General features: G+C 34.4%; 24 protein-coding genes and 1 pseudogene. 11 read left to right on the top strand and 14 right to left on the bottom strand.

Going from position 1 to position 26192, the window contains the following annotated elements; genetic code table 11:
• Nucleotides 1–10: 10 nt before the first annotated feature.
• The 3 genes from BMY39_RS07300 to BMY39_RS07290 all read left to right on the top strand — a co-directional run bounded on the left by BMY39_RS07300 (nucleotide 11) and on the right by BMY39_RS07290 (nucleotide 2391).
• Complete coding sequence (locus BMY39_RS07300) at nucleotides 11–457, top strand: type I restriction enzyme HsdR N-terminal domain-containing protein (protein ID WP_092578122.1); 447 nt, start codon at nucleotides 11–13, stop codon at nucleotides 455–457.
• Nucleotides 454–1443 (top strand): glycosyltransferase family 2 protein, encoded by a 990-nt coding sequence (locus BMY39_RS07295; RefSeq protein ID WP_092578120.1) that lies wholly within the window; start codon nucleotides 454–456, stop codon nucleotides 1441–1443. The genes BMY39_RS07300 and BMY39_RS07295 overlap by 4 nt, the downstream gene beginning before the upstream one ends.
• A gap of 108 nt (nucleotides 1444–1551) precedes the next feature.
• Nucleotides 1552–2391 (top strand): OmpA/MotB family protein, encoded by an 840-nt coding sequence (locus tag BMY39_RS07290; protein WP_092578118.1) that lies wholly within the window; start codon nucleotides 1552–1554, stop codon nucleotides 2389–2391.
• A 93-nt stretch (nucleotides 2392–2484) separates the two neighbouring features.
• Here BMY39_RS07290 and BMY39_RS07285 read toward each other — a convergent pair whose 3' ends face one another.
• Nucleotides 2485–3105 carry an L-threonylcarbamoyladenylate synthase gene (locus BMY39_RS07285; protein ID WP_092578116.1) on the bottom strand — a complete coding sequence of 207 codons (621 nt, stop codon included), beginning with the start codon at nucleotides 3103–3105 and terminating at the stop codon, nucleotides 2485–2487.
• Nucleotides 3106–3128: 23 nt separating this feature from the next.
• Between BMY39_RS07285 and BMY39_RS07280 the strand changes: the two are divergent.
• Together BMY39_RS07280 and BMY39_RS07275 are read left to right on the top strand one after the other, a co-directional pair.
• A pseudogene (locus tag BMY39_RS07280) lies at nucleotides 3129–4022 on the top strand (alpha/beta hydrolase fold domain-containing protein); the annotation flags it as partial.
• 42 nt (nucleotides 4023–4064) lie between these two features.
• A complete protein-coding gene (locus BMY39_RS07275; protein ID WP_092578112.1) occupies nucleotides 4065–4622 on the top strand; it encodes an early set domain-containing protein in 558 nt (185 codons plus the stop codon).
• Between the two features lie 134 nt (nucleotides 4623–4756).
• Here the strand turns inward: BMY39_RS07275 and BMY39_RS07270 are convergent, their stop codons facing one another.
• Genes BMY39_RS07270 through rlmD form a run of 3 tightly spaced genes read right to left on the bottom strand, consistent with a single transcriptional unit; the run spans nucleotide 4757 to nucleotide 7475 of the window.
• Entirely contained in the window at nucleotides 4757–5506 is a 750-nt protein-coding gene (locus BMY39_RS07270) for a DUF6048 family protein (RefSeq protein ID WP_092578110.1), read from the bottom strand.
• A complete protein-coding gene (locus tag BMY39_RS07265; RefSeq protein WP_092578108.1) occupies nucleotides 5472–6017 on the bottom strand; it encodes a DUF6452 family protein in 546 nt (181 codons plus the stop codon). The genes BMY39_RS07270 and BMY39_RS07265 overlap by 35 nt, the downstream gene beginning before the upstream one ends.
• Nucleotides 6018–6059: 42 nt before the next feature.
• Nucleotides 6060–7475, bottom strand: coding sequence for a 23S rRNA (uracil(1939)-C(5))-methyltransferase RlmD (rlmD, locus tag BMY39_RS07260; RefSeq protein ID WP_092578106.1), 1416 nt, complete (start codon nucleotides 7473–7475; stop codon nucleotides 6060–6062).
• A 270-nt stretch (nucleotides 7476–7745) separates the two neighbouring features.
• Between rlmD and rocD the strand changes: the two genes are divergently transcribed.
• Nucleotides 7746–9026 (top strand): ornithine--oxo-acid transaminase, encoded by a 1281-nt coding sequence (gene rocD / locus BMY39_RS07255; protein WP_092579143.1) that lies wholly within the window; start codon nucleotides 7746–7748, stop codon nucleotides 9024–9026.
• A gap of 57 nt (nucleotides 9027–9083) precedes the next feature.
• Here rocD and BMY39_RS07250 read toward each other — a convergent pair whose 3' ends face one another.
• On the bottom strand, nucleotides 9084–10340 hold the full coding sequence (locus BMY39_RS07250) for a tetratricopeptide repeat protein (protein ID WP_092578104.1): 1257 nt from the start codon (nucleotides 10338–10340) through the stop codon (nucleotides 9084–9086).
• Nucleotides 10341–10356: 16 nt separating this feature from the next.
• Nucleotides 10357–12891 carry a DNA gyrase subunit A gene (gene gyrA / locus BMY39_RS07245; protein WP_092578100.1) on the bottom strand — a complete coding sequence of 845 codons (2535 nt, stop codon included), beginning with the start codon at nucleotides 12889–12891 and terminating at the stop codon, nucleotides 10357–10359.
• 262 nt (nucleotides 12892–13153) lie between these two features.
• Here gyrA and BMY39_RS07240 point away from each other — a divergent pair, with 262 nt between their 5' ends.
• The gene (locus BMY39_RS07240) at nucleotides 13154–15706 is read left to right on the top strand and encodes an ATP-dependent Clp protease ATP-binding subunit (RefSeq protein WP_092578096.1); all 2553 of its coding nucleotides are present in this window, start codon (nucleotides 13154–13156) and stop codon (nucleotides 15704–15706) included.
• A 51-nt stretch (nucleotides 15707–15757) separates the two neighbouring features.
• Here the strand turns inward: BMY39_RS07240 and BMY39_RS07235 are convergent, their stop codons facing one another.
• Together BMY39_RS07235 and BMY39_RS07230 are read right to left on the bottom strand one after the other, a co-directional pair.
• On the bottom strand, nucleotides 15758–17134 hold the full coding sequence (locus tag BMY39_RS07235; protein ID WP_092578091.1) for an MFS transporter: 1377 nt from the start codon (nucleotides 17132–17134) through the stop codon (nucleotides 15758–15760).
• 60 nt (nucleotides 17135–17194) lie between these two features.
• Nucleotides 17195–18016: a M48 family metallopeptidase gene (locus BMY39_RS07230; RefSeq protein ID WP_092578087.1), complete on the bottom strand. Its 822-nt coding sequence runs from the start codon at nucleotides 18014–18016 to the stop codon at nucleotides 17195–17197.
• A 213-nt stretch (nucleotides 18017–18229) separates the two neighbouring features.
• Between BMY39_RS07230 and msrB the strand changes: the two genes are divergently transcribed.
• Both msrB and BMY39_RS07220 read left to right on the top strand, forming a co-directional pair.
• Complete coding sequence (msrB, locus tag BMY39_RS07225) at nucleotides 18230–18715, top strand: peptide-methionine (R)-S-oxide reductase MsrB (RefSeq protein ID WP_092578083.1); 486 nt, start codon at nucleotides 18230–18232, stop codon at nucleotides 18713–18715.
• A 65-nt stretch (nucleotides 18716–18780) separates the two neighbouring features.
• Nucleotides 18781–19332 (top strand): DUF1572 family protein, encoded by a 552-nt coding sequence (locus tag BMY39_RS07220; RefSeq protein WP_092578080.1) that lies wholly within the window; start codon nucleotides 18781–18783, stop codon nucleotides 19330–19332.
• Between the two features lie 50 nt (nucleotides 19333–19382).
• Here BMY39_RS07220 and BMY39_RS07215 read toward each other — a convergent pair whose 3' ends face one another.
• The gene (locus BMY39_RS07215) at nucleotides 19383–20324 is read right to left on the bottom strand and encodes a nuclear transport factor 2 family protein (RefSeq protein WP_092578077.1); all 942 of its coding nucleotides are present in this window, start codon (nucleotides 20322–20324) and stop codon (nucleotides 19383–19385) included.
• Nucleotides 20325–20417: 93 nt separating this feature from the next.
• Nucleotides 20418–21692, bottom strand: coding sequence for an NAD(P)/FAD-dependent oxidoreductase (locus BMY39_RS07210; protein WP_092578075.1), 1275 nt, complete (start codon nucleotides 21690–21692; stop codon nucleotides 20418–20420).
• 107 nt (nucleotides 21693–21799) lie between these two features.
• On the opposite strand from BMY39_RS07210, the gene lpdA reads away from it, so the two are divergent.
• Nucleotides 21800–23176, top strand: a complete 1377-nt coding sequence (gene lpdA, locus BMY39_RS07205) for a dihydrolipoyl dehydrogenase (RefSeq protein WP_092578074.1) — start codon at nucleotides 21800–21802, stop codon at nucleotides 23174–23176.
• 78 nt (nucleotides 23177–23254) lie between these two features.
• Here lpdA and BMY39_RS07200 read toward each other — a convergent pair whose 3' ends face one another.
• The 4 genes from BMY39_RS07200 to BMY39_RS07185 form a co-directional block, all read right to left on the bottom strand.
• On the bottom strand, nucleotides 23255–23746 hold the full coding sequence (locus BMY39_RS07200) for an outer membrane beta-barrel protein (RefSeq protein ID WP_092578071.1): 492 nt from the start codon (nucleotides 23744–23746) through the stop codon (nucleotides 23255–23257).
• A gap of 13 nt (nucleotides 23747–23759) precedes the next feature.
• On the bottom strand, nucleotides 23760–24176 hold the full coding sequence (gene aroQ, locus BMY39_RS07195) for a type II 3-dehydroquinate dehydratase (RefSeq protein WP_092578066.1): 417 nt from the start codon (nucleotides 24174–24176) through the stop codon (nucleotides 23760–23762).
• 72 nt (nucleotides 24177–24248) lie between these two features.
• The gene (locus BMY39_RS07190) at nucleotides 24249–24746 is read right to left on the bottom strand and encodes a hypothetical protein (protein ID WP_092578063.1); all 498 of its coding nucleotides are present in this window, start codon (nucleotides 24744–24746) and stop codon (nucleotides 24249–24251) included.
• Between the two features lie 160 nt (nucleotides 24747–24906).
• Nucleotides 24907–25782: a hypothetical protein gene (locus tag BMY39_RS07185; protein WP_143064750.1), complete on the bottom strand. Its 876-nt coding sequence runs from the start codon at nucleotides 25780–25782 to the stop codon at nucleotides 24907–24909.
• 49 nt (nucleotides 25783–25831) lie between these two features.
• On the opposite strand from BMY39_RS07185, the gene BMY39_RS07180 reads away from it, so the two are divergent.
• Nucleotides 25832–26176, top strand: coding sequence for a TM2 domain-containing protein (locus BMY39_RS07180; RefSeq protein ID WP_092578056.1), 345 nt, complete (start codon nucleotides 25832–25834; stop codon nucleotides 26174–26176).
• Nucleotides 26177–26192 lie beyond the last annotated feature (16 nt).

The raw sequence follows: 26192 nt of genomic DNA, 5'->3' as shown, positions 1-26192 counted from the left end.
CATTTGCGATGTGCACAAATTAAATTTTCCCACATATAGGTTTCGATTCAAAAGTAGCGAAAATAAAGTTTTAATTTTCGACATCATTCGTAAAAAGTTTGTGGTTTTACAACCCGAAGAATGGGTGCGTCAAAATTGTATTCACTATTTACTTGAAGATAAAGGGTTTCCCAAATCGCTAATAAACGTAGAGAAAGAATTAAAAATTAACGATCTAAGGAAACGTTACGATATAGTAGTTTTTAAACCTGATGGAGATATCTATCTTATTGTGGAATGCAAAGCCCCACAAATAGATATTAACCAAACTGTCTTCGACCAAATTGCACGTTATAATTTGACCTTAAAGGCTGATTATTTGATGGTAACTAACGGATTAAATCATTATTATTGCCAAATGAATTTCGAAAAGGAACTCTATCAATTTTTAAGGGATATTCCAGCATATAAAAGATGAAAATAGCTGTTGTTGTTTTAAATTGGAATGGGAAAAAACTCTTGGCTCAGTTTTTACCTTCGGTTGTGGCCTATTCTGAAGGTGCTGCTATTTATGTAGCTGATAATGCCTCAACAGACGATTCCATTACTTTTTTAAGAGCGAACTTTCCTAGTATAAAAATCATTCAAAACAAAGAAAATGGTGGGTATGCCAAAGGCTATAACGACGCTTTAAAACATATTGAGGCAGATGTATTTTGTTTATTGAATAGTGATGTAGAAGTTACCAAAAATTGGTTGACACCTATTAAAGACACGTTTGAAGACAATCCTTCTGCAGCCATTGTCCAGCCTAAAATATTAAACTACAACAACAAAAGCTGTTTTGAGTATGCTGGTGCCGCAGGTGGATTTATTGATAAGTTTGGTTATCCCTATTGTAGAGGAAGAATTTTTAATACTTTGGAAAACGATACTGGGCAGTATAATGACATTGTTCCTATTTTTTGGGCTTCTGGGGCATGTTTGTTTATTCGAAGCAGCGTATACGATGAGTTGAATGGTTTTGACGAATCTTTTTTTGCGCATATGGAAGAAATAGATTTATGCTGGCGTACTAAAAATAAAGGGTATGATGTAATTTACAACGGACTGTCAAAAATATATCATGTTGGTGGCGCTACCTTAAGCAACAGTAATCCTAGAAAGACATTTTTAAATTTTAGGAATAGTTTGTTTGCTCTTGTGAAAAACGCACGAGGCAATACCTTCTTTTTAGTTTTTGTGAGATTAATGTTAGACGCAATTGCCGGAATTAAGTTTTTAGTGGAACTAAAACCAAAACACTTTATTGCTATTATCAAAGCACATTTTAGTTTTTATGCGCATCTACCCTACTTAATAGTAAAACGAAAAGCGATAGGTAATAAAATAAAATATTACCGTAAAACATCTATAGTTTGGCAATATTTCGTAAATAGAAAAAGGTTTTACAAAAGTTTATAACTCGGTTAGTAAAAGTTTTGTTAACAGTTCTAAAATCCCTTGTTTTTTATATACTTTTGTTCAAAATCAATTAGCAATTATTTAATCCGAAAAACCTATATTATTATTATGAAAAAATTATTATTGCTTAGTTTATCTGCATTATTTGTATTGAGTTCTTGCGTCTCTAAAAAAGAGTACTTAGCACTTGAAGAAAAGCAAAAAGAAACGCAAGATTTGTTAAACTCCGCTACAGTTAAATTGAATTCTTGTTTAGAAGAAAGAGCCTCTGCTACAGCTAAGGTATCTTTATTGGAAGGACAGGTTTCTGATTTGAAGAAGTACAATGATAATCTGCAAATCTTATCTGCTAAAGGCGCTAGTAATGTTGAAAAAACCTTAGAGAGCATTAAGGAGAAGGATTTAAAAATTACGCGTTTACAGGATGCATTAACTAAGAAGGATAGTGTTACCTTAGCATTAGTAACTAGCTTTAAACGTGAGGTTGGTATTAACGATCCAGACATTGAAGTAAACGTTGAAAAAGGCGTTGTATTTATCTCTATATCAGATAAGTTATTATTCCAAAGCGGAAGCTATAATGTAACTAGCAAAGCCAAAGAAGTGTTAGCAAAAGTAGCGAAAGTTGTAAAAGCAAAGCCTGATTTTGAATGTATGGTTGAAGGGCATACCGATAGTAGATCTTACCAAAAAGGTGTGTTGTTAGACAATTGGGACTTAAGTGTAAAGAGAGCAACATCTGTAGTTCGTGTTTTAGAAGATTTAGGTGTAAATTCTGGAAGATTAATAGCAGCAGGACGTAGTTCTTACGTACCATTAGTAGATAATGATACGGCTGAAAATAGAGCAACAAACAGACGTACTAGAATTGTTGTACTTCCAAAATTAGACCAGTTTTATGATTTGGTTGAAAAGGAAATGAAAAACCTTGAAGCTGGAGGTAACTAAGAAATTATTTTTATATAATAGTAAAAGCCCAATCATTAGATTGGGCTTTTTTATGTTTAATGATGAAATTGCCGTTGGAGTCAATATTACTTTTTATAAAATCTCTAAACTCCCTTTACCTTCCCTTATTATTATGGGTTCACCATCTGATAAATCTACTATGGTAGAGGGCTCATTACCACCATATCCACCATCTATCACCAAATCCACAAGATTTTCCCATTTTTCAAGTATTAATTCGGGGTCTGTAGTATATTCTAAGATTTCGTCTTCGTCTCGTATTGATGTTGAGATTATAGGGTTGCCTAGTTGTTTTACTATCTCTAAAGCAATGTTATTTTTAGGCACTCTTATGCCCACGGTCTTACGTTTTTTAAACGGATTGGGCAACGACTTGGAACCTGGAAGAATAAAAGTATATGCTCCTGGAAGGGCTCGTTTTAATATTTTAAATGTAGAAGTGTCAATCTGTTTTACGTAATCGCTAAGGTTGCTTAAATCATGGCAAACAAAGGAAAAGTTAGATTTCTCCAGCTTAACACCTTTTATTCTGGCTACCTTCTCCAACGCTTTAAGGTTGGTTATATCGCAACCTAAGCCATAAACAGTATCGGTTGGATAAATAATAAGCCCTCCTTTTTTAAGTACCTTTACTACCCTATCAATTTCCTTCGGATTAGGGTTTTCTTCGTATATTCTGATAAATTCCGCCATAATATTTATCTTGCGCCAGCGTTTACAAAGTAATTAAAAAAATTGTCATGAAAATAGTAAAGTTATATTTTGTTAGTGTTTTGTTAGTGTTTCTAAATATGGCTTGCTCTAATGAAACAACTGATAGTTCTGAAAATCCCAATGACACTTTAGATACTAGTAAGGCTTATGAAGAGCTCGATATTTTTTATGGAATAAACGAACGCCAAAAGTTCGATTTATATCTTCCTGCTAATAGAACATCGGCTACAAAAACGGTAATTTTGATACATGGTGGCGGTTGGACGTCTGGCAGTAAAGCTAATATGGAACCCATTAAGCAATTGGTAACACAAGAACTTACTGATGTTGCTGTTGTAAATATGAATTATAGATTAGCAGATGCAAATAATGCTCCATACCCTATGCAAATTGAGGATATTACTAGTGTGGTAGTATTTTTAAAAGAGCATAAAAGCAAATACTCTATTTCCGAAGATATTGGTTTTATTGGTACAAGTGCAGGTGCACATTTATCTTTATTATGGAGTTACGCCTTTGACACTAACGCTAAGGTTGATATGGTTTGCAGCATTGTTGGCCCTACTAACCTTACCGATCCAGAGTACGTAAATAATACAAATCCTGCGCTTCAAGAATTATTGGATGTTTTTGGTGTAGAACCAACTACAAGTTTTTTGGAAGAGGTAAGTCCGTTCCATCAAGTTACGGCATCTGCTCCTCCAACCATTATGTTTTACGGCGGGCAAGACCCTTTAGTTCCCACAACCCAAGGTATAGATATGCGAGATAAATTGCAGGCATTAAATGTTACGCACCAGTTTACATTGTATGAAAATGCGGGACACGGTTGGACGGGTTTAGAGCTTTTGGATACTTGGGGCAAACTTAAAGCTTTTATGTCGATACATTTGTAGTGAAACCATGTAACATTTTAGCTTTTATAGAGTCTTTATAGTATGAAAAGACTTTGGCTTATAGTATTTTTTTGTGTAGCAAGTATATGTTTTGCTAATACAAGTACTGAAGCCTACCCTCCGATTGTATTTCCAAAAGCCGAAGTTTTAAACCAGTTTACTACACGCATCCCGATTAAATTGGTAGATCATCTCATTGTTGTTGAAGCCCAACTACAAGACAATAAAGGCAATTTTATTATCGATACCGGTTCTAAGGCGTTAATTCTAAACAGTGTACATTTTGATAATCTTTATGAATTTAATAGAAAACAAAACAATGCATCAGGTGTGAATGCTGTTTTAGACCAATCCTTTGAAAAACAGATTGATGAGTTTTATCTTAATGGCTTTAAGTTTTACGATAAGGTTTCAGATGTCATTAATTTATCACATATTGAGAAAAGTAAAAAGATAAAAATCTTAGGGGTTATTGGATATAGTATTCTGAAAGACTATGAAATTTTTGTTGTTAATGGAAAATGGATTACCGACCCAGATCATCCTGTAGGGGAATATGATGGTGAGGGGTACATCAATTCGGTTTATATGATGAAGTGATTTTCATTTTTTAGTTGTTTTATGTTGCAGGGGCAGCATATGAGATACAAGAAGCTTGATCCTTATAGGAAAAAAGAGTTGTTCTATGTAAAAAAATGAAAATCAACAGGTTAAAACTTAAATAGGAATGCCACTTACTCTACTAGCGCAATAACTTTATTCTTTTTATACAAAGGAATGCGATAAGATAGGGTATAACCATAGCCTACACCAATACGAGTACTGTCGTAGGTTTTATTAAACCCTGGAATGTAAATATTTTGAAAATTATCGGGGTTGGTTTCAGTAAGTTTAACTTTAAGTTGCACATTCAAACCAAAATATAAATTAGTAAATAACTCAGCTTTAATTCCAAGAAGTATTTCAGTCCAAATAGCAGTTAAGCCGTCTTTTTCAATAGGTGTTTCCAGCCTTTTTTGTTCTCCCCAATATTGATCTGTACTGTAAATTAAATACTCGTTAATCGTATGATTAAATGAACTAAATCCCACACGCGATCCAAAATATACCATATTGTCCATATCTAACCAGTTTTGATAAAGGTTATAATCAATCCCAGCCTTAAAATAACTTCCTTTGGTAGTGGTATTTAAAAAATCTGTGATGATTATACGTTCCTCATTCCCAAGCTCTCCAGCGATATAAAGTTTTTTGGTGATGCGATAATCACCTACCAATTCTATACCTGTATAACCATCGTCTAGAAAAGAGCGTATTAATTTACCTGTATCCACACCTATACGTAAACCATATTTTAGCTTTACTACCGTAGAATCGTTTGTTTTTTTTGGAATACTATCATTCTGCGCTTGTACGTTTACCGAGCAAACCAAAATAAACAGCAGTATACTAATGCAATAAAATAAAATGTGCTTCTGCTTCATTTTCTACAACTTGATTATCATTTTCGGTTTGTATCGATCTTATCCATTCGTCATCATCTAGATCTTCTACATCCACTCTAATTTGTACGTTATTAAATATGGTTCTGTATCCACATGCTCTAGAGACAAAAACCTCTTCTCTTATATATGTTATGGTTATAATATCTTCGTTTCCTCCATTTGGATTACCATCATCATCTTCAGTATAATCACGATGTAATTTGTATTTGGTTACATCTTCATCTGTTCTAAGAGGTAATACCAAATTACTTGAAGTCACTACATTATAGTCATCTAAAACACCAATACCATTACCTTCATCATCAATACCTTCAATTCGTAATCCAAAAATATTTTTACTATCATCAGGTAAAGACACATCAAAGGCTTCCATGACCAATCTAGCTGTAGTTTGTGTTGTTTCAGGGCATAAATCATCACGTTCGCAACTTACCTGAGTTACTGCGACTATAAATACTAAGAGTATTATTGATAGTTTAATATATCTCATTTTCAAAATAGATTCCGAAACAAGTTCGGAATGACAAGTTTTTTATCTTTTTTCTAAAAGTACAACATTCTCCACATGAAATGTTTGTGGAAACATATCTACAGGCTGTACTTGGGTTACTTTGTACATATCGTTCATCAATGCCAAATCTCTCGCTTGTGTAGCACTATTGCAGCTTACATAAACAATCTTTTCTGCAGCGATATTTAGCAATTGTGCTACCACATCTTTGTGCATACCATCTCTTGGCGGATCGGTAATTATTACATCTGGCTTCCCGTGTGCCGTAATAAATTCATCATTAAATACTTTTTTCATGTCGCCAACAAAGAATTCAACGTTATTAATGTTATTTAATTGTGCGTTTTCTTTTGCAGCACTAATAGCATCAGGAACAGACTCTACACCTACTACTTTTTTAGCATTCTTTGAAACAAACTGGGCAATCGTACCAGTTCCTGTATATAAATCATACACCAGCTCGTTACCTGTTAAACCAGCAAAGTTCCTAGTAATTTTATATAGCTCATAAGCCTGCTCAGAATTTGTTTGATAGAATGATTTTGCATTTATTTTGAAACGTAAACCTTCCATTTCCTCGAAAATATGATCTTGCCCTTTGTAACAAATAACGTTTTGGTCGTAAATTGTGTCATTTCCCTTGCCATTGATGACGTATTGCAATGATGTTACCTCAGGAAATTCTTCAGCTATAAAATCTAAAAGTAATTCGCGTTTTTCAACATCTTCTTTAAAAAGCTGAATTAATACCATGATGTCTCCCGTACTTGATGTGCGAATCATCATTGTACGCAAAAACCCTGTTTGCTGTCTTGTATTGAAAAACTCTAAATTATGCGTAACAGCAAATTGCTTTACAGCATTTCTTATAGCATTCGATGGATCTCTTTGCAAATAACAAGTATCAATATCTAAAATCTTGTCCCACATACCAGGAATATGAAATCCTAGAGCATTTCTATCACCTAAATCATCATCAGATTGAATTTCTTCTTGCGTTAACCAACGGCTATTACTAAAAGAGAATTCCATTTTATTCCGGTAGAAATATTGCTGTTCAGAGCCTAATATTGGAGTAATTTCAGGTAATTCAACATGGCCAATTCTGGTTAAGTTATTTACAACTTCCTTCTGCTTATAAAACAATTGGTGCTCATACCCCATATCCTGCCATTTGCAGCCACCACAAGTCCCAAAATAGGCACACTGTGGAGTTACTCTTTTATCAGATAACTTATGAAAGTTAGTGGCTTTACCTTCATAGTAGGCCTTACGCTTTTTAAAGGTTTGCACATCTACTACATCACCCGGCACTGCATTTGGTAAAAAAATCACCTTACCATCAGGTGCTTTAGCAACGGTTTTTCCTTTTGCACCAGCATCAATGACCTCTAAATGTTCAAAAACTTTTCTTTTTGAATTCCTTCTTCTAGACATGTTGCAAAAATAACAATAGCGCGAAATAAAATACTTATTTTTTTAGGAAGTTTAAATGAGTACTGAAAAACCATGATTATTTATTAAATTGCACACCTATCTAGGGATGATTTCTCTCCCACGCTGCTTTTTCGAGTTCTTCGAAAGAATAAAGGTATAGAAGGAATGGTTGTTTTACTCGCTAAGCGAGATTAATTAGAAATGTTGCACCAATATTGGGTTCTAACAAGTGGCCTAATTGGTGGGCATTCAACTTTAAATTATAAAGAAATGGCTGTTTTAGAAAAATTAACATCAGAACAAGCAATGGCGCTAGAAGACAAGTATGGCGCTCACAATTACCATCCTTTGCCCGTGGTTTTAAGTCGTGGCGAAGGCGTTTATGTTTGGGATGCTGAAGGAAAAAGGTATTACGACTTTTTGTCGGCTTATTCCGCTGTAAACCAAGGGCACTGCCACCCAAAGATTGTAAATGCAATGATTGCGCAAGCCCAAACCTTAACGCTCACGTCAAGGGCATTTTACAACGATATGTTAGGTAAATACGAGAAGTATGCTACCGAACTTTTTGGGTTTGATAAACTATTACCCATGAATACTGGTGCAGAAGCTGTTGAAACCGCTTTAAAATTAGCAAGAAAATGGGCATATGAAGTAAAGGGTATAGATGAAAATGAAGCTGAGATAATTGTTTGTGAAAACAACTTTCATGGACGGACTACAACTATTATTTCGTTTTCAAACGATCCTGTAGCTCGAAAAAATTTTGGACCTTATACCAAAGGTTTTATTAAAATTGAATACGATAATTTACAAGCTCTAGAAAATGTTTTGAAAAGCAATTCTAATATTGCAGCATTTTTAGTAGAGCCTATTCAAGGCGAGGCAGGCGTTTATGTACCTAGCGAAGATTACTTAATTAAAGCGAAGGCCTTATGTGAAAAATACAGTGTATTGTTTATTGCCGACGAAGTACAAACAGGTATCGCGAGAACTGGAAGATTATTGGCAACTTGCGGTAATTGTAATTGCGCAGATAAAAACTGTAGTAGTAGCCCAGATGTAAAACCGGATATTTTAATTCTTGGGAAAGCGTTGAGCGGGGGTGCTTATCCGGTAAGTGCCGTCTTGGCTAATAATGATATTATGAATGTGATTAAGCCTGGAAATCATGGCAGTACTTTTGGCGGTAATCCTGTTGCTGCTGCCGTCGCCATGGCGGCTCTGGATGTTGTACAAAATGAAAATTTAGCTGAAAACGCCTATAATTTGGGACAACTTTTTAGGGATGAACTAAATAAATACATTACAAATAGCAATGTAGTTAATTTGGTAAGAGGAAAAGGTTTGCTTAATGCCATTGTTATTAACGACGACGAAAAAAGCAACAAAGCTTGGGACATATGCTTAGCACTTAGAGATAATGGCTTATTAGCAAAACCCACACACGGAAACATCATTCGGTTTGCTCCTCCATTGGTAATGACTAATGAACAATTATTAGATTGTGTATCTATTATTACTAAAACATTACAAGCTTTTGAAAATTAATTTACAATAAAAAACCAGAGCAGATGCTCTGGTTTTTTATTTATTAGAAGAGATAATTTACTGTCCCCCTCCCATTTCTTCAACTTTAGCTTTCATAGCCTTATACTTATCGGTTTCTCCAATAACGCTATAAATATTCATTAAAGTGGTTGCAGCACTTGTGCTTTTTGGGTTCATTTCTAAAGCTTTTGTTAAAAAAGGGATGGCCTCTTTATATAATTCTTGACGCTGTTTACGCAATTCTTCATAGCGTTTATCATCAGCTACAGAGGTGCCTAAGCTATTCATCTCCTTAATTATGCCTTCTTCTCTTCCTAATACCACTGCGGCGCTGTTAATGTAAGCATTAGTGTAATTTGGATTTAGTTCGATAGCTTTTTTATAGTAAGCGAGTGCTTGATCGGGTTGATCTGATTCTGCAGAAATTACACCTAAATTATATTGTAATTCAGCATTACCTGGATCCATTGTCGTAGCAACTTCCATAAGTTCTTTAAACTTTTCAGTATCTCCCATTTTATAGTAGATATTTGCTTCTGAAAGAATTAAATTTATGTCATTGGGAGCTTCTGCTTTAGCATCTTTAATTGCTTGAATTGCTTTATCGTTATCACCTTTAGATATGTAAATTAATGCAACATTCTTAACAATTTCTCCTCGTTTTGAATCCGATTTTTCATCGGTAGGGTTAGAGTGGGTTTTAGATGTTTTAACAGCTACATCTCTAAGTTGTTTGTTAGGAAAAGCGTCTTTTTCATTAGTCCCCTTGTTTACAGCATAGTATTTAGTCTCAATACCTGTATAATTTAAATCTTTCAACTTTTGGTAAAGCACTAATGCTCTGTCGTAATCTGGAGCATTTACAGCAGTTGCGGCAGCATAATAAAGATATGCGGTATCTTGCTTTCTCATATTATACACCTTTTCAAAATATTCTGAAGCTGCACCATATTTTTTACCTTCATAAGCCTTGTTGCCTTTTTCCAGTATTTTGTTAACCATATCATTTTTTAATTGGGTAACTTCAACCTTGTATCCGCTTTCAGCTTTATCTAGGTAATCTATTGCAGCATCCAGATCTGCGTTGGTGCCATTACCATTAGCATATAAGGTAACACCTTTTAAATAATTGTATTTGCTCATTAGTTTCTCATCTAATGAGGCAAGCATTGGTTCTACAACTGCTAAAGCAGCTTTAGCCTCAGCAAAATTATTATTCTTAATAGCTTTCTCGACAGCTTTTAACTCTTTCTTTTGGGCAAAAGAAAATGCACTTATAGAAATAGCCAAAGCTATAATAAATTGTTTTTTCATTTTTTAATTTAATTTGTTATTCATTATTGTTGTTCTCGTTATTATTATCAACAGTTGTGCCATCGTTTGTAGGTTCAGTATTCTCAATACTTTCTGTATCATCAACATCATCCTCATCGTGCATTACTTTTGCTACGGCCGCAATGGAATCTTGACCTTTAAGATTGATTAGTTTTACTCCCTGAGTGGCGCGTCCCATAACCCGTAAATCCTCAACTGCCATTCTTATAGCAATACCCGATTTGTTGATAATCATTAGGTCATCGTTATCTGTTACATTTTTAATAGATACTAAATTGCCAGTTTTATCAGTTATTGAAATGGTTTTTACACCTTTACCACCTCTATTTGTAATGCGATAATCATCTAAACTAGAACGCTTACCATAGCCATTTTCAGAAACTACAAGAATATTGCTTTCCATATCATCAACAGCTATCATTCCAATAACTTCATCGTTATCATTGGCAAGGGTAATTCCACGAACTCCTGAGGCGTTCCTGCCCATAGGCCTTGTTTTAGCCTCTTCAAAACGTATTGCCTTACCGGATTTTAACGCTAACATTACTTGGCTTTCACCAGTTGTTAATTTGGCTTCTAGTAATTCATCGTCCTCTTTTATCGTAATGGCATTAATACCATTAGTTCTAGGACGGGAATACTGCTCTAAAGATGTCTTTTTAACTTGCCCTTTTTTAGTTGCCATAATCACATAGTGACTATTGATATAATCGTCATCTTTTAAATCTTGTGTACAGATGAAAGCCATTACTTTATCATCTTGCTCAATATTTATAAGGTTTTGAATTGCTCTACCTTTAGATGTTTTTGCGCCTTCAGGAATTTCATATACGCGCATCCAGAAACATTTTCCTTTTTGCGTAAAGAATAACATATATTGATGGTTGGTGCCAACGAATAAATGCTCTAAGAAATCTTCATTCCGTGTAGTGGATGCTTTTTGTCCTACACCACCTCTATTTTGTGTTTTGTACTCGTTAAGCGATGTGCGTTTGATATAACCTGCATGTGAGATGGTAATCACCACTTTTTCATTAGGAATCATGTCCTCAATACTCAAATCACCACCAGCATATTCTATTACAGAACGTCTTTCGTCACCGTATTTATCACGAATTACTTCTAATTCGTCTTTAATGATAGCCATTCTACGTTCTTTCTTATCAAGAATATCCTTTAATTCGGCAATAGTTTTAATAATTTCATCGTACTCTGAACGCAGCTTATCTTGTTCCAGTCCTGTCAACTGGCGTAAACGCATCTCTACGATGGCGCGTGCCTGAATTTCTGAAAGTTCAAAACGCTTGATTAAGTTTGTACGTGCTTCATCTGCATTTGACGATGCCCGTATAATTTGAATCACTTCATCTATATTATCAGAGGCAATAATTAAGCCTTCTAAAATGTGAGCGCGTTCTTCTGCTTTTCGCAATTCGTAGGTGGTTCTTCTAACTACTACTTCATGCCGATGTTCAACAAAATAATGTATTAAATCCTTCAGATTTAAAAGCTGTGGTCTTCCATTAACTAAAGCAATGTTGTTAACACTAAATGAGGACTGTAGAGCTGTGTACTTGTATAATTTGTTTAATACAATATTTGGAATGGCATCACGCTTTAAAACGTACACGATGCGCATCCCTTTTCTATCAGATTCGTCACGAATTGTAGAGATACCTTCCAACTTTTTCTCATTAACCAAATCGGCAGTTTTTTTAATCATTTCTGCCTTATTAACTTGGTATGGAATTTCGTCGACAATTATACATTCTCGCCCGTTAACTTCCTCAATATTTGCTTTACCTCGAAGTACAATTCTTCCTCGACCGGTATGAAATGCATCCCTAACACCGTCATATCCATAAATAGTACCGCCTGTTGGAAAATCCGGAGCTTTAACGTGCTGCATTAGCGCGTCAATATCAATATCAGTATTATCGATATAAGCAATAATGCCATTAATAACCTCTGTTAGATTGTGAGGGGGCATATTTGTAGCCATACCTACGGCAATTCCAGAAGCGCCGTTTACTAAAAGCCCTGGTATTCTTGTAGGCAAAACGGTTGGCTCGTGTAGTGTATCATCAAAATTTAACTTATGATCTACGGTTTCCTTGTCGATATCCGCCAACATTTCTTCCGAAATCTTTTGCATTCTTGCTTCTGTATAACGCATTGCTGCAGGACTATCACCATCCACAGAACCAAAATTACCCTGGCCATCGACCAACATGTAACGCAAGCTCCATTCTTGAGCCATACGCACCATAGTATCATAAACCGATGTATCACCATGAGGGTGATATTTACCTAAAACCTCACCTACTATTCTTGCAGATTTCTTGTGTGCCGAATTGGCTCTAACCCCAAGTTCGTGCATACCATATAATACGCGTCTATGAACCGGTTTTAAGCCATCTCTTACATCTGGTAACGCACGTGACACAATGACCGACATTGAGTAATCAATGTACGCAGATTTCATTTCATCCTCAATGTTAATAGGTATCAGTTTTTCTCCTTCTGCCATATATAATTTAATTTAGTTTTTACGAATTTTTCAAAACATGCTAATATACGAATTTCATCAGTGAGAATAAGTGTTTTGCTCTTTCAATTTAGGACTTTTTATTAACAATTTAACCCCTTTTTTTCGTTAATAACTATGAGCCTGGAAACTTTGATTTTTTGATTATTTTTTCGTCAATTAGCACCACTACTTTATTTTCAGGTATGGTTTTTGCCATTAGTAAAAGTAATTTAGTATTTTTAGTGCAGAAAGGAATTTAGATATGGATGATAATTTTTCCCCTAGAGTAAAAGATGTAATTGCATATAGCAAAGAGGAAGCATTGCGCTTAGGCCATGATTTTATTGGTACCGAGCATCTCATGCTTGGATTGTTGCGTGATGGAAACGGTAAGGCTATTGATATATTAAATGCATTGGATGTGGATTTAAACCATTTGCGCCGAAAGGTTGAAATTTTAAGTCCTGCAAATCCAAATATAAGTGTAGCTTCCAACCAAAAGAAAAACTTGCATTTGACGCGACAAGCAGAACGTGCTTTAAAAACCACGTTTTTGGAAGCGAAGTTATTTCAAAGCACTTCTATAAATACGGCGCACTTGCTGTTGTGTATTCTTAGAAACGAAAATGATCCAACAACCAAACTACTTAATAAATTAAAAGTTGACTACGATAATGTTAAAGAACAATTTAAACAAATGATTACAAACGAAAATGATGAGTATATAGAACCTAAAGCTGAATCTTTTCAAGATGACGATTCAAATTTAGGCGAGGAATCTCAAAAGGACAATATATTTAACACGCCTTCAGGTAAGTCCAACAAAAAGTCTAAAACACCTGTTTTGGATAATTTTGGACGTGATTTAACGGTTTTAGCTGAAGAAGGTAAGCTTGACCCTGTTGTAGGTAGAGAAGCCGAAATACAGCGCGTGTCACAGATTTTAAGCAGAAGAAAGAAAAATAACCCACTTTTAATAGGTGAACCTGGTGTTGGTAAATCTGCCATTGCTGAAGGTTTAGCGCTAAGAATTGTAAAGCGAAAGGTATCACGAATTCTTTTCAACAAGCGCGTTGTAACTCTCGATTTAGCAAGTTTAGTAGCTGGTACAAAATATCGTGGACAATTTGAAGAGCGGATGAAAGCTGTTATGAACGAGCTCGAAAAGAATGATGATGTTATTTTATTTATAGATGAAATTCACACCATAGTTGGTGCTGGTGGCGCTACAGGGAGTTTAGATGCTTCAAACATGTTTAAACCAGCTTTGGCACGTGGGGAAATTCAATGTATAGGCGCTACAACTCTTGATGAATATAGACAGTATATTGAAAAAGATGGTGCTCTAGAGCGCCGTTTCCAAAAAGTAATTGTACAACCTACAACTGTTGAGGAAACCATTGAAATATTAAACAACATAAAAGGAAAATACGAAGAACATCATAATGTAGATTTTACGCCTGAGGCTGTTGAAGCTTGTGTGAAACTAACCAATAGGTATATGACGGACAGGTTTCTTCCAGATAAAGCTATTGATGCGTTAGATGAAGCTGGATCGCGTGTTCATATTACCAATATTGATGTGCCTCAACAAATCTTAGAGCTTGAAAAGCAACTTGAGCAAGTAAGGGAAACTAAAAATTCTGTGGTTAAAAAACAGAAATATGAAGAGGCTGCTAAACTTAGGGACGATGAAAAGCGTTTGGAGAAAGATTTAGCTATTGCCCAAGAAAAGTGGGAAGAAGAAACCAAATTGCATCGGGAGATTGTTACCGAAGACAATGTAGCTGACGTGGTTTCTATGATGACGGGAATACCTGTAAATAGAATTGCACAAACCGAGATTAATAAACTAGCCGAATTACCCAACTTAATAAAAGGTAAGGTTATAGGTCAAGACGAGGCTGTTGCTAAAGTGGTAAAAGCTATTCAGCGTAATCGCGCTGGCTTAAAAGATCCTAACAAACCCATTGGTTCGTTTATTTTCTTAGGGCAAACAGGTGTTGGTAAAACGCAGCTAGCCAAAGTATTGTCTCGTGAATTATTTGATAGCGAAGATTCTTTAATTAGAATTGATATGAGTGAGTATATGGAGAAGTTTGCCATTTCGCGTTTAGTGGGAGCACCTCCAGGATATGTTGGCTATGAAGAAGGTGGACAGTTAACCGAAAAAGTTCGCAGAAAACCATATTCTGTAATTCTTTTAGACGAAATTGAAAAAGCACATCCAGATGTGTTTAACATGTTGCTTCAAGTACTTGACGATGGACATTTAACTGATAGTTTGGGCAGAAAGATTGATTTTAGAAATACAATCATCATTATGACGTCTAACATTGGTGCTAGAAAATTAAAAGATTTCGGTACTGGGATTGGTTTTGGTACAGCTTCTCAAAAAGCACAAGAAGATGCTAATGCAGTTAAAGTTATTGAAAATGCACTTAAAAAATCGTTTGCTCCTGAATTCCTAAATAGAATTGATGACGTGGTAGTGTTTAATCCGCTTGAAAAAGAAGACATCAATTTAATTATTGATATTGAATTAGAAAAGCTCTTAGCAAGAATTAAAGGTTTGGGATATGATTTAAAATTAACTAAGCCGGCTAAAAATTATATTGCCGATAAAGGGTTTGATAAACAATACGGTGCAAGACCACTAAAGCGGGCTATTCAGAAATATATTGAAGACGCTTTAGCAGAAGAGATTGTGGCATCTAATTTACGTGAAGGCGATAAGATTATTATCGATTTAGATAAGAAAACGGATGAATTAAGTATAGAGATTGAGAAGGCTGAAAATACTACCGAATCTTAAAAATAATATTGAGTTTGAAAAAGTCCTTTTGTCTATGCAGAAGGGCTTTTTTTATGACGTTGATTTTGGTACTCGAAATAATAAAACGATTCCCATTAAGAAGAATACAAACAAAAATAAAATTGCGGAGCGCATGGTGTATAGCTCATCTACCACTGCAAAAATGGACATACCAATAACGATACCGATTTTTTCCGCAACATCATAAAAACTAAAATATGAGGCTGTGTCAGTAGTATCAGGTAAAAATTTAGAATATGTAGATCTTCCTAAGGATTGCACGCCACCCATTACAAACCCAACCATCGTAGCTGCGATATAAAATTGAACTGGTGTTTTCATAAAGTAGGCATAAAAGCATAATGCCATCCAAATAAAATTAATAACAATTAAAGCTTTAATATTTCCAAACCTTTCAGATAGTTTAGAGGTTAATATAGCGCCTAAAACTGCAACAAGCTGAATTGCCAAAATGCTTCCTATTAAACCAATAGTTTTTTCTCCATCACTTTCCCATAAAATCTCCTTTTCACCGAAGTAAACAGCCATGAGCATTATAGTTTGTACCGCCATACTAAATACAAAAAACGCATTTAAATAGCGCTTTAACCTTAAATTTCCTTTTAATTCAGCCCAAACAGATTTTAATTCACGAAAGCCATTAAACACGACCGCTTTGGTTACTTTATGCCCCTTTGAACTTCCTTTTGGCAAATAATAAAATGTATACTGACTAAATAGAATCCACCATAAACCAACAGTGATAAACGAAATTTTCATAGCCTGAAGCGAAGCTACGTTTTTTGCTTTTTCTAACGCTTCTGCAATTTCGGTCTCGTTTCCATTTAATTTGATATCCTCAGAAATACTAATGTCAAAACCAAACCAATTAGGAAACAGTACCATTACTAAATTGAAAATCAACAATATAACACTTCCAATATATCCCCAAGAAAAACCTTTCGCACTAATGGCATCCTGTTGTTCAGGATAAGCTATATCTGGTAAATAGGAATTATAAAACACCAAACTCCCCCAATACCCTAACAATCCCATAAAATAAAATAGGATGCTGATATGTATATGATCTAAATTAAAAAAGTATAAGCCAATACACCCTAAACCTCCTAAATAACAAAAGAATTTCATGAAGTTCTTCTTGTTGCCTACATAATCTGCAATACCAGACAATAAAGGTGACAAAAATGCAACCACCAAAAAGGTGAACGCCGTAACTATTGATATAAGAACAGTTTGTTTCATTTCAAAACCAAAAGCTGATACTAATTGTTCTTTAGTATCAAAAAGGCTAGAATAAAACAGTGGAAAAATGGAAGATGCAATTGTTAACGTATATACAGAATTTGCCCAATCGTAAAATGCCCATGCATTTAAAAGTTTTTTGCTTCCCTTTTCAAGTTGAATCATAAAAAAAGTCACGCATTAGTTGCGTGACTTCGAAAATAAACAATTATTTTATTCTATATCTTAATAATTCCTAAATGTTGTAACACCATACTTTTTGGCCTCTTCCTTAGCTTTAGGCGCCCACTTCGTTAAATTTGCAATTCTGGTATCATTTGATGGATGTGTGCTCATAAATTCTGGTGGTGCTTGCCCACCACTTTTACTCTTCATACGCTTCCATAATTCAGCAGCCTCCGATGGATTATAACCAGCAATTGCCATAAGGTAAGTGCCTATTAAGTCGGCTTCTGTTTCATGGCTTCTACTAAAAGGAAGCATCACTCCTACTTGAGATCCAATACCATAAGCTTGATTAAATATTGCCCTAGTTTGATCATCCTGAATGGCTACATTCCCTGCAACTGCTCCTACTTGTTGCAATATGCCTGCACTCATGCGCTGCTGACCATGATTTGCCAAAGCATGGGCCACTTCATGCCCCATAATAGCGGCAACACCGGCTTCATTTTCTGCGATTGGTAAAATACCAGTGTAAAACACAATTTTGCCACCTGGCATGCACCAAGCATTCACTGTTTCATCTTGTACTAAGTTATACTCCCATTTATAGTCTTTTAAATAGCCATGATGCCCGTTTGCGTTTAGGTAGCGTTCTGCAGCTACAGCAATACGTTGTCCAACACGTTTTATCATTTCTGCATCTTTAGTTCCCGTAACGACGTTATTTTCGTTTAGAAATTGATTATACTGTGAAAATGACGTAGGGAATAGCTGGGAATTAGACACTAATGCCATTGTTTTTTTACCTGTGAAAGGGTTTGTGGCACATGCGATAAGCATTAGCGCCATAACAAATCCTATAAAAAACTTATGTTGTTTCATGATAACGTTAAATTTAAAGTTAAAAATACAAAATCAATACTTATAATTTTAAGACACGTATTATATTTATTGGTCACTCAAGGTATTTGTTACAAACATAATTTAATTAATAAATATAAATTAATGTTTTCTGAATATTATTTGACGCATTCAAAAAATACTATGTGTTATTAAAAGTGGCTTTTATCGACTTAACAATAAAAAAACAATGCTATGAATAAATTTTTGTTACTAATTCTATTTTCCTTTTTTTTCAATTGTAATTCTAATGCCCAAAAAGACGCAAAAAAAGATAAGGAAAAAACTTATGAGGTTTCTAAAACTGATGAGGAATGGAAAGAACAACTTACGGATATGGAATATTACGTATTGCGAAAAGAAGGCACCGAGCGTGCTTTTTCGAGTCCGCTAAATAAAAACTATAAAGAGGGAATTTACGTTTGCAAAGGTTGCGATACCCCGCTTTTTAAAAGTAAACATAAATACGATTCCGGCAGTGGATGGCCTAGTTTTGATAGGGAAATAAAAGGCAACGTGGCTTTTTCTACCGACTATAATTTAGGGTATGCTAGAACTGAGGAGCATTGTGCTACTTGTGGTGGACATTTAGGACATGTTTTTAATGACGGCCCTAGAGAAACTACTGGAAAAAGGCATTGTATAAACGGAGTGGCTCTTAAGTTTATACCAAAAGAATAATCAAAAGGTAACTATAAGGTTCCAAAAATAAGAGCAGGTAATTATATTTTGAAGTTTTTAGCGAAATGGAAAGTTACTTAACAAGTATTATCAAGCAGTTTCAATATTATAAATCTTTAGGAGATAAAACCTTTAAGAATTTAAGCTTTGAAGAAATGCAAAAGGAGTTCGCTAAGGATTCCAATTCTATTTCAATAATTGTAAAGCATTTAGCCGGCAATATGTTAAGTCGTTGGACTAATTTTTTAACTGAGGATGGTGAAAAAGAGTGGCGACATCGAGATATGGAATTTGTCGATAGCTTTACCTCTAAAGATGATATAGTTGAATATTGGAATAAAGGATGGAAATGCCTCTTCGAAGCGATTACATCTTTGGAGGAAAAAGATTTGGAATATATTGTTTATATAAGAAATCAAGGTCATACAGTTACGGAAGCCATTAATAGGCAACTAGCGCATTACTCTTACCATGTGGGACAAATTGTATTTTTAGGTAAGTTGATCAAAGGAGAACAGTGGACGTCCTTGTCTATTCCAAAAGGGAATTCTTCCAGTTATAATAAAGACAAGTTTGGCAATAAAAAAGAAAGAAAACATTTCACCGATGATTTATAAAAAAACCCTCAACTTTAAATTGAGGGTTTTAAATTATAAGGATTTATAAACTATTTTTCCATCATCGCAGCTACTGTGTAATAACCGGCTTCTCTTGTAATTTCACCGTCATCATTAAAATCATGAATCAATAATACAGGAATAGTAACTCTCTTATTATCTGATTTTCTTTTCACTCTAAAGTCCCACCAAGATTGCACAACTTTTCCGTTACCTATTTCATATTCTAAATAATCTGGGTAACCTACGACATCAATACGTTCAATATCCCAAGACTCTAGCATTTTTAAAAAAGCTTCTTTTTCTTCTTCTAAAGAATTTGTTTCACCACGTGGCATATCGAGATTAGAAAATCTTGCGTTTTCAGTAAAATAACCAAAGGCTTTATCAGCATCCCCATGTTCTAAGGCGGCTACCATATTTCTAACGGTATTAATATTGTCATGATGATTATATATTGTACCATTAGTTCTTGGCGTAAAGCTAGATCTTAAAGTTTGAAAAACCCTACCGTCATCATAGGTTATCATCGTTTTAATTTTATTGTCTTTATTTACCACAAAAAGTCTATGTAGTGGCATATTTAGCTTCACTCCTGTTTCATTATGAACGCCTTTCAGCATATCCCAGGTTTGCACCCAAACATCTTTTTCTTTGTTATCCTTTTTATATTCTAGAGCATCTGGATATGCTCCCGGCCATCTTTCAATACTCAAATAAGATGCATTGTTTTTCCAAAAAATAGATTGTCTTAGCAGCGTTGACTTGTCAGTACCTTTATTATCAGGATTTGTATTCATACCATTATATGATTTAAAATCATCTGCTAAAAGACTTTTAAGCTTAGTGGTGTCCCCTTTTATAAAAGCCTGTTGTGCTTGTTCAGCAATTTCAATAGCTGGATGCTCTTCATAGATTGTACCATTTTTTTTGGTTTGAGAGTAGATGATACCTGACAACAGTATCATGGTGATGATAGTTAATTTTTTCATTTTTAATAAAAATTTGATTGTTAATAGTTCTTCAATGTAATTAAAAAACTGACATCGTATCTTATACTATGTTAAGAGAGTGAAAAAAGAATACTAATTTCTTTTAAAAGGACGAATAATCAAACGTGCTTCCCTATCAAAGCGCACATAATTATAAACCCAATTTACGAAAACCACCATGCGATTTCTAAAACCAATAAGAAAGAAGAGGTGAACAAACATCCAAATATACCAAGCAAAAACACCTTGAAACTTCCATTTTTTTAAGTCTACAACAGCTTTATTCCTACCAATTGTAGCCATAGCACCTTTATCAGTGTATTTAAACGATTGCATTGGTTTTTCTTCAATAATCCTTATTAAATTACTACCGAGTTGACTCCCTTGTTGTATTGCAGGTTGCGCCATCATAGGGAAACCATAGGGGTGTTCTTCCGAAACCATACAGGCAATATCGCCAATAGCAAAAATGTGTTCGAAGCCTTTAACTTGATTGAATTCATTAACCAAAATTCTATTACCACGTGTAATAAAACCTTCAGAATCCAACCCTTTTATGGTTGCACCTTTAACGCCGGCTGCCCAAACTAGTGTAGCTGTTTCAAAAGTTAAATCCGTATCTGTCGTAACTGTCTTGCCATCATAATTTGTAACGCGTACATTTTTCCAAATATTAACTCCTAGTTTTTCTAAAAAATCCTCAGCTTTTCGTGATGCCTTTTCGCTCATTCCCTTTAATATACAATCTCCAGATTGCACAATGTGAATTTGCGCTAAACGGGTATCTAAATCCGGGTAATCTTTAGGTAAGATACCTTTTTTAATTTCTGCCAAAGCTCCTGCCAATTCCACACCGGTTGGTCCTCCTCCAACTATTACAAAGTTCATTAGAGCATTTCGCTCGTTTAAATCTGAAGTTAGCAACGCGTCCTCAAAATTCTCAAGAATTAGGCTACGCAGATTAAGAGATTGCGGTATGGTTTTCATGGCCATACTGTATTTCTCTATTTCAGAATTTCCAAAATAATTAGTTTTGGAACCAGAGGCTACCACCAAATAATCAAACTTTAAATCGCCTATATTGGTTTTTACTTTATTTTTTTTTGTGTCAATTTCTTGAACTGAAGCTAATCGAAAATAAAAATTAGGGAAATCCTTTAAAATTTTTCTTATCGGATAGGCGATCGAATCTGGCTCCAAGCCGCCTGTAGATACCTGATATAAAAGTGGTTGGAATGTATGATAGTTGTGCTTGTCTATTAATACTACCTGAACCTCTTGCTTTGATAGTTTTTTTGCTAATGCTACTCCTGCAAAACCACCGCCTATAATAACTACGCGAGGAAAACTAGTTCTAGGTATATTCATAATCTTCAAAAATTCAAACACAAAGGTAGCAAAAGATACAAATTAGTAGCGCCGTATATAACTTTTTAAAATCCGATTTTGTAAATTTGCATCTTAAAATTTAACACATGAGTAAATACGATATTATAGTTCTTGGAAGTGGTCCTGGTGGATATGTTACAGCAATTAGAGCATCGCAATTGGGTTTTAAAACCGCTATTATTGAAAAAGAAAACCTTGGTGGGGTTTGTTTAAATTGGGGTTGTATCCCAACAAAAGCCTTATTAAAATCTGCCCAAGTATTTGAATATCTTAAACATGCAGAAGATTACGGTTTAAAAGTTAAGGATGCGGAACATGATTTTGATGCTGTTGTAAAACGAAGCCGCGGTGTTGCTGATGGTATGAGTAAAGGTGTTCAATTTTTAATGAAGAAGAACAAGATAGATATTATTGAAGGTTATGGCAAACTAAAACCTGGTAAAAAAGTTGATGTTGATGGCACTGAATATAGTGCAGACCATATTATTATTGCTACTGGAGCAAGGTCTCGTGAGTTACCTAGCTTACCACAAGATGGCGAAAAGGTAATAGGATATAGACAAGCCATGACTTTAGAAAAACAACCAAAGAAAATGATTGTTGTTGGTTCTGGAGCTATTGGCGTTGAATTCGCATATTTCTATAACTCAATGGGTACGGAAGTCACCATTGTTGAATATTTACCAAATATAGTTCCTGTTGAAGACGAAGAGGTATCGAAACAGCTAGAACGTTCTTTCAAGAAAAACGGTATTTTAATTAAGACATCTGCCGAAGTAACATCTGTTGATACGTCAGGAAAAGGAGTTAAAGCTACAGTAAAGACTAGCAAAGGTGAAGAAGTTTTAGAAGCGGACATTATTTTATCTGCCGTTGGTATAAAAACTAACATTGAAAATATTGGATTAGAAGATGTTGGTATCGTTGTAGATAGGGATAAAATCTTGGTAAATGATTTTTATCAAACCAATATTCCAGGATACTATGCAATTGGTGATGTTACACCAGGACAAGCTTTAGCGCACGTGGCATCAGCAGAAGGTATTTTATGTGTTGAAAAACTTGCTGGTCATCATGTTGAACCAATTGATTACGGCAATATTCCAGGATGCACCTATTGTTCACCAGAAATTGCTAGTGTAGGTTTAACGGAAAAACAAGCCAAAGAAAAAGGCTTGGATATTAAGGTTGGGAAATTCCCCTTCTCTGCCTCTGGTAAAGCTAGTGCCGGCGGAAATAAAGAAGGATTCGTAAAGGTGATTTTTGATGCTAAATATGGGGAATGGTTAGGGTGCCACATGATTGGTGCCGGTGTTACAGATATGATAGCCGAAGCTGTTTTAGGTAGAAAATTGGAAACTACGGGGCATGAGGTTTTAAAGGCGATTCATCCTCATCCAACAATGAGTGAAGCTGTTATGGAAGCTGTAGCTGCAGCCTATGATGAGGTGATTCATATATAGATAATTAGAATATATATATTAAAAAAGTTCCAGTCAAAACTGGAACTTTTTTTGTTTTATGGATAATTTGACTAAAGGTTAGAGTTTCAACCCTACACCTACAAATAAACCATTTGGCGTAATTTCTTGAAATCTCAAAGTATATTTCACATGCAAATCTATTTTAGAAGTGATATTATATGATGTAGCAATATCTCCTCGTATTTTAAATTTGTTTGTAAAAAAATCAAAGAAGTAATTTAAACTAGGGCCAACCGATAAGTAAAGGTTATCCCCCACTTGATATTTTGCATAAATTGGCGCATTCATAAAATTGAAATCGTTTAGAACGATATATAAAATTTCTGGTTGTATTGAAAAATTGTTATCAATATTAAAATCCGTAAAGAGTCCGCCATAAAAGCCAGTAGCAGTTTCGGGATTATCACCAAAATTACCTTCAGCTACTTTGAAAAAGGTTAAATTAAGTCCGCCTTTTACTCCAAAATCAACTTGAGATTGTGCTTTTAGTTGATGAGCTCCAATTCCAATAACAAATAGAATGATTAAAAATGAAACTCTCTCTTTCATAAATTAATATTAACTATAAAAAACTCTGTATGGCTAGCTCATAGCTTTGTAAACCAAAACCGAGAATAACACCTTTGGCATTTGGTGAAATAAAAGATTGATGCCTGAACTCTTCTCTTGCGAAAGTATTTGATATATGAACCTCTACAACGGGTGTTTCGATACCTTTAATGGCATCGCCAATACCAACCGAAGTATGTGTGTATGCAGCAGCGTTTAAAATAATACCATCATAACTAAATCCAACGTCGTGCAGTTTATTTATGAGTTCACCTTCTATATTTGATTGGTAGTATTCTAAATGAACTTCCGGATATTTTTCTTTAACTTCATCTAAAAATTCTGTAAAACTTAGGCTTCCATATATATTTGGTTCTCGCTTTCCTAATAGGTTGAGATTTGGACCGTTAATAATCATTAGTTTTTTCATAACAGTAAAAATAAATAAAACAAAAAAAAGGAAACCATTAGCTTCCTTTTTTTTGTTTATCGTTATTAAGATTTAAAACTCAAATAGAAGACCGAGGCAAAAATTGCCCCAAGTAGCACCATCTGCAAATATAAATTCATGTCCTAGATTAAGCTCAATAGTATCTGCAATATCCAAACCTGCAACAGGTTTAAAATAAAGGCCTCCATCAAGACCATCCTCTAAGGCTACAGCATATCCAGCATCGGCACCTCCAGAGATAAGTCCGAATAATTTTAGTCTAGCAGCCAGTGCCAACGGTAAAAACCCAACATCTTCGGCTTCAACAGTAACGTTGCCAAATTCGTATTCCTTTCCAAAATAGTTTCTATATCCAGCATTTAGTCCAATTTCTATCAATGCATCTACATCGGTAAAAAAGTAATAAGCGTCAACGCCAAGAACGAAAGATGAAATATCTGAAGCATCTGCAGTTGGAAGACCGGCAGAAGCACCAATCTTAAACGTTTGTGCATTTAAGCACAGGGATCCTGAAAAAAGTAATACAGCAATAAAAAGTTTAATTCTCATGGTTAAAATTTTAAATTAATTAATATTTAAATTTACGAATTTTTTTACAGTCATTTTATAACCCCTCTGTGTTTATTAACAATGTAATTAACAATAAAGTAATTTTAATACTTCATTGACAAGTAAATTAGTAATAAACATTAGAGGTTCAAGTATCATATTAGTTTCTTAAAATATCTATTTGCGTAGTTTCCCCGGTTTGTAAATTAGACAGAGCCTTTATTTCATTAGTGCCATCATCAAGCTTAACAACAACAGTATTAGGTGCTATTTCCCCTTCATTATTTGCCTTAATAACTATAGATGTTTTTTTATTTTTTAATTCTAATACTATTATTTTTTCTGATTTATTTGCTCTGTAATTATTCAAGATAGTTTCACCATTAATCATAATATTTATTTCATCCCCATCTAATTTGCCGCCATCAAATACTATAAGTTTTATTGAGCTAGATTTAGAAAAAATGCTTAGAGTCTGGTCCTTCTTCAAAATATTCATTTTTAAAACATTCATTAAATTAAATTCATTTAATTTTTGTTTTACACTATCAGTAATTTTTTTAGAATTATTAATTTTATTCACCACTTTTTGCACTCTTTGTTCTGCTTTTTCCTGTGTGCTTAGAATAAGTTCACCATTTATACATTCAGTATTATCTGAAAATAGGCCAATAAAATTAGCTCTAACTTTTTTGGTCTTACCAAATACAAAATTCTTTAGAGTTGTGTTCAAAAAACAAAAATCATTTTGAGAAATTGGAGATTTAGTGTAAACAATACCAATTTCTCTAAAACTCAAAGTCTTTTCATCCTTGTTGTATTCTCCAAATATATTAGATCTAGTTTCATGTTCACCGCCAATGTCAGTTATTGAATACCCTTTAACCTGACCTTTATTCTCCTCAAAATTAACTTTGTAAGTTATGATTAATGAATCATTTAATTTTACTCCACCTACATAGTCAAATTTGTTTTGAGTATTCACAACTGAGGAAACAAAAAAAGTCATAAAAAAAAGTAGTCTTATTCTCAACATGAAATTGTTTTTTGTTTAAATTAGCAGAACAAACATAAACCAATTAATTATGAAAATTAAATTATTATTATCTTTCTTAGTTCTAATGCTAAGCTACTCTACTTGTTATGCCTCTTTTCCTGTAAAAAGAGTTAAAACTACACCGGCAAATACTGAAATCTCAACTAATATTGAACCAGAAGAGATTTATGCTCCTGCGGTAGCTGTTAAAGCTAAAGATAAATGGGTAGCTGCTGCATTATGGCTTGTTTTAGGTGGATTTGCTGCTCACAGATGGTACATTGGTAGCCCTTGGTATTGGAATGTATTGTATATTATTACATTTGGATATTTCATAGTGGGTCACATAATTGATATTGTACAAATTCTTACCGATTCTTACCCAGGGTTGTAAGAGTAAAATTTATAAT

The sequence above is a fragment of the Hyunsoonleella jejuensis genome, from assembly GCF_900111025.1.
Taxonomy (GTDB): domain Bacteria; phylum Bacteroidota; class Bacteroidia; order Flavobacteriales; family Flavobacteriaceae; genus Jejuia; species Jejuia jejuensis.
This window is presented reverse-complemented; position numbering and strand designations above follow the sequence as displayed.

Excerpts from the sequence above, each read along its gene's own strand:
- BMY39_RS07295 (WP_092578120.1), top strand. The coding sequence starts at position 454 with ATGAAAATAGCTGTTGTTGTTTTAAATTGGAATGGGAAAAAACTCTTG.
- BMY39_RS07290 (WP_092578118.1), top strand. The coding sequence starts at position 1,552 with ATGAAAAAATTATTATTGCTTAGTTTATCTGCATTATTTGTATTGAGT.
- BMY39_RS07285 (WP_092578116.1), bottom strand. The coding sequence starts at position 3,105 with ATGGCGGAATTTATCAGAATATACGAAGAAAACCCTAATCCGAAGGAA.
- BMY39_RS07275 (WP_092578112.1), top strand. The coding sequence starts at position 4,065 with ATGAAAAGACTTTGGCTTATAGTATTTTTTTGTGTAGCAAGTATATGT.
- BMY39_RS07270 (WP_092578110.1), bottom strand. The coding sequence starts at position 5,506 with ATGAAGCAGAAGCACATTTTATTTTATTGCATTAGTATACTGCTGTTT.
- BMY39_RS07265 (WP_092578108.1), bottom strand. The coding sequence starts at position 6,017 with ATGAGATATATTAAACTATCAATAATACTCTTAGTATTTATAGTCGCA.
- rlmD (WP_092578106.1), bottom strand. The coding sequence starts at position 7,475 with ATGTCTAGAAGAAGGAATTCAAAAAGAAAAGTTTTTGAACATTTAGAG.
- rocD (WP_092579143.1), top strand. The coding sequence starts at position 7,746 with ATGGCTGTTTTAGAAAAATTAACATCAGAACAAGCAATGGCGCTAGAA.
- BMY39_RS07250 (WP_092578104.1), bottom strand. The coding sequence starts at position 10,340 with ATGAAAAAACAATTTATTATAGCTTTGGCTATTTCTATAAGTGCATTT.
- gyrA (WP_092578100.1), bottom strand. The coding sequence starts at position 12,891 with ATGGCAGAAGGAGAAAAACTGATACCTATTAACATTGAGGATGAAATG.
- BMY39_RS07240 (WP_092578096.1), top strand. The coding sequence starts at position 13,154 with ATGGATGATAATTTTTCCCCTAGAGTAAAAGATGTAATTGCATATAGC.
- BMY39_RS07235 (WP_092578091.1), bottom strand. The coding sequence starts at position 17,134 with ATGATTCAACTTGAAAAGGGAAGCAAAAAACTTTTAAATGCATGGGCA.
- BMY39_RS07230 (WP_092578087.1), bottom strand. The coding sequence starts at position 18,016 with ATGAAACAACATAAGTTTTTTATAGGATTTGTTATGGCGCTAATGCTT.
- msrB (WP_092578083.1), top strand. The coding sequence starts at position 18,230 with ATGAATAAATTTTTGTTACTAATTCTATTTTCCTTTTTTTTCAATTGT.
- BMY39_RS07220 (WP_092578080.1), top strand. The coding sequence starts at position 18,781 with ATGGAAAGTTACTTAACAAGTATTATCAAGCAGTTTCAATATTATAAA.
- BMY39_RS07215 (WP_092578077.1), bottom strand. The coding sequence starts at position 20,324 with ATGAAAAAATTAACTATCATCACCATGATACTGTTGTCAGGTATCATC.
- BMY39_RS07210 (WP_092578075.1), bottom strand. The coding sequence starts at position 21,692 with ATGAATATACCTAGAACTAGTTTTCCTCGCGTAGTTATTATAGGCGGT.
- lpdA (WP_092578074.1), top strand. The coding sequence starts at position 21,800 with ATGAGTAAATACGATATTATAGTTCTTGGAAGTGGTCCTGGTGGATAT.
- BMY39_RS07200 (WP_092578071.1), bottom strand. The coding sequence starts at position 23,746 with ATGAAAGAGAGAGTTTCATTTTTAATCATTCTATTTGTTATTGGAATT.
- aroQ (WP_092578066.1), bottom strand. The coding sequence starts at position 24,176 with ATGAAAAAACTAATGATTATTAACGGTCCAAATCTCAACCTATTAGGA.
- BMY39_RS07190 (WP_092578063.1), bottom strand. The coding sequence starts at position 24,746 with ATGAGAATTAAACTTTTTATTGCTGTATTACTTTTTTCAGGATCCCTG.
- BMY39_RS07185 (WP_143064750.1), bottom strand. The coding sequence starts at position 25,782 with ATGTTGAGAATAAGACTACTTTTTTTTATGACTTTTTTTGTTTCCTCA.
- BMY39_RS07180 (WP_092578056.1), top strand. The coding sequence starts at position 25,832 with ATGAAAATTAAATTATTATTATCTTTCTTAGTTCTAATGCTAAGCTAC.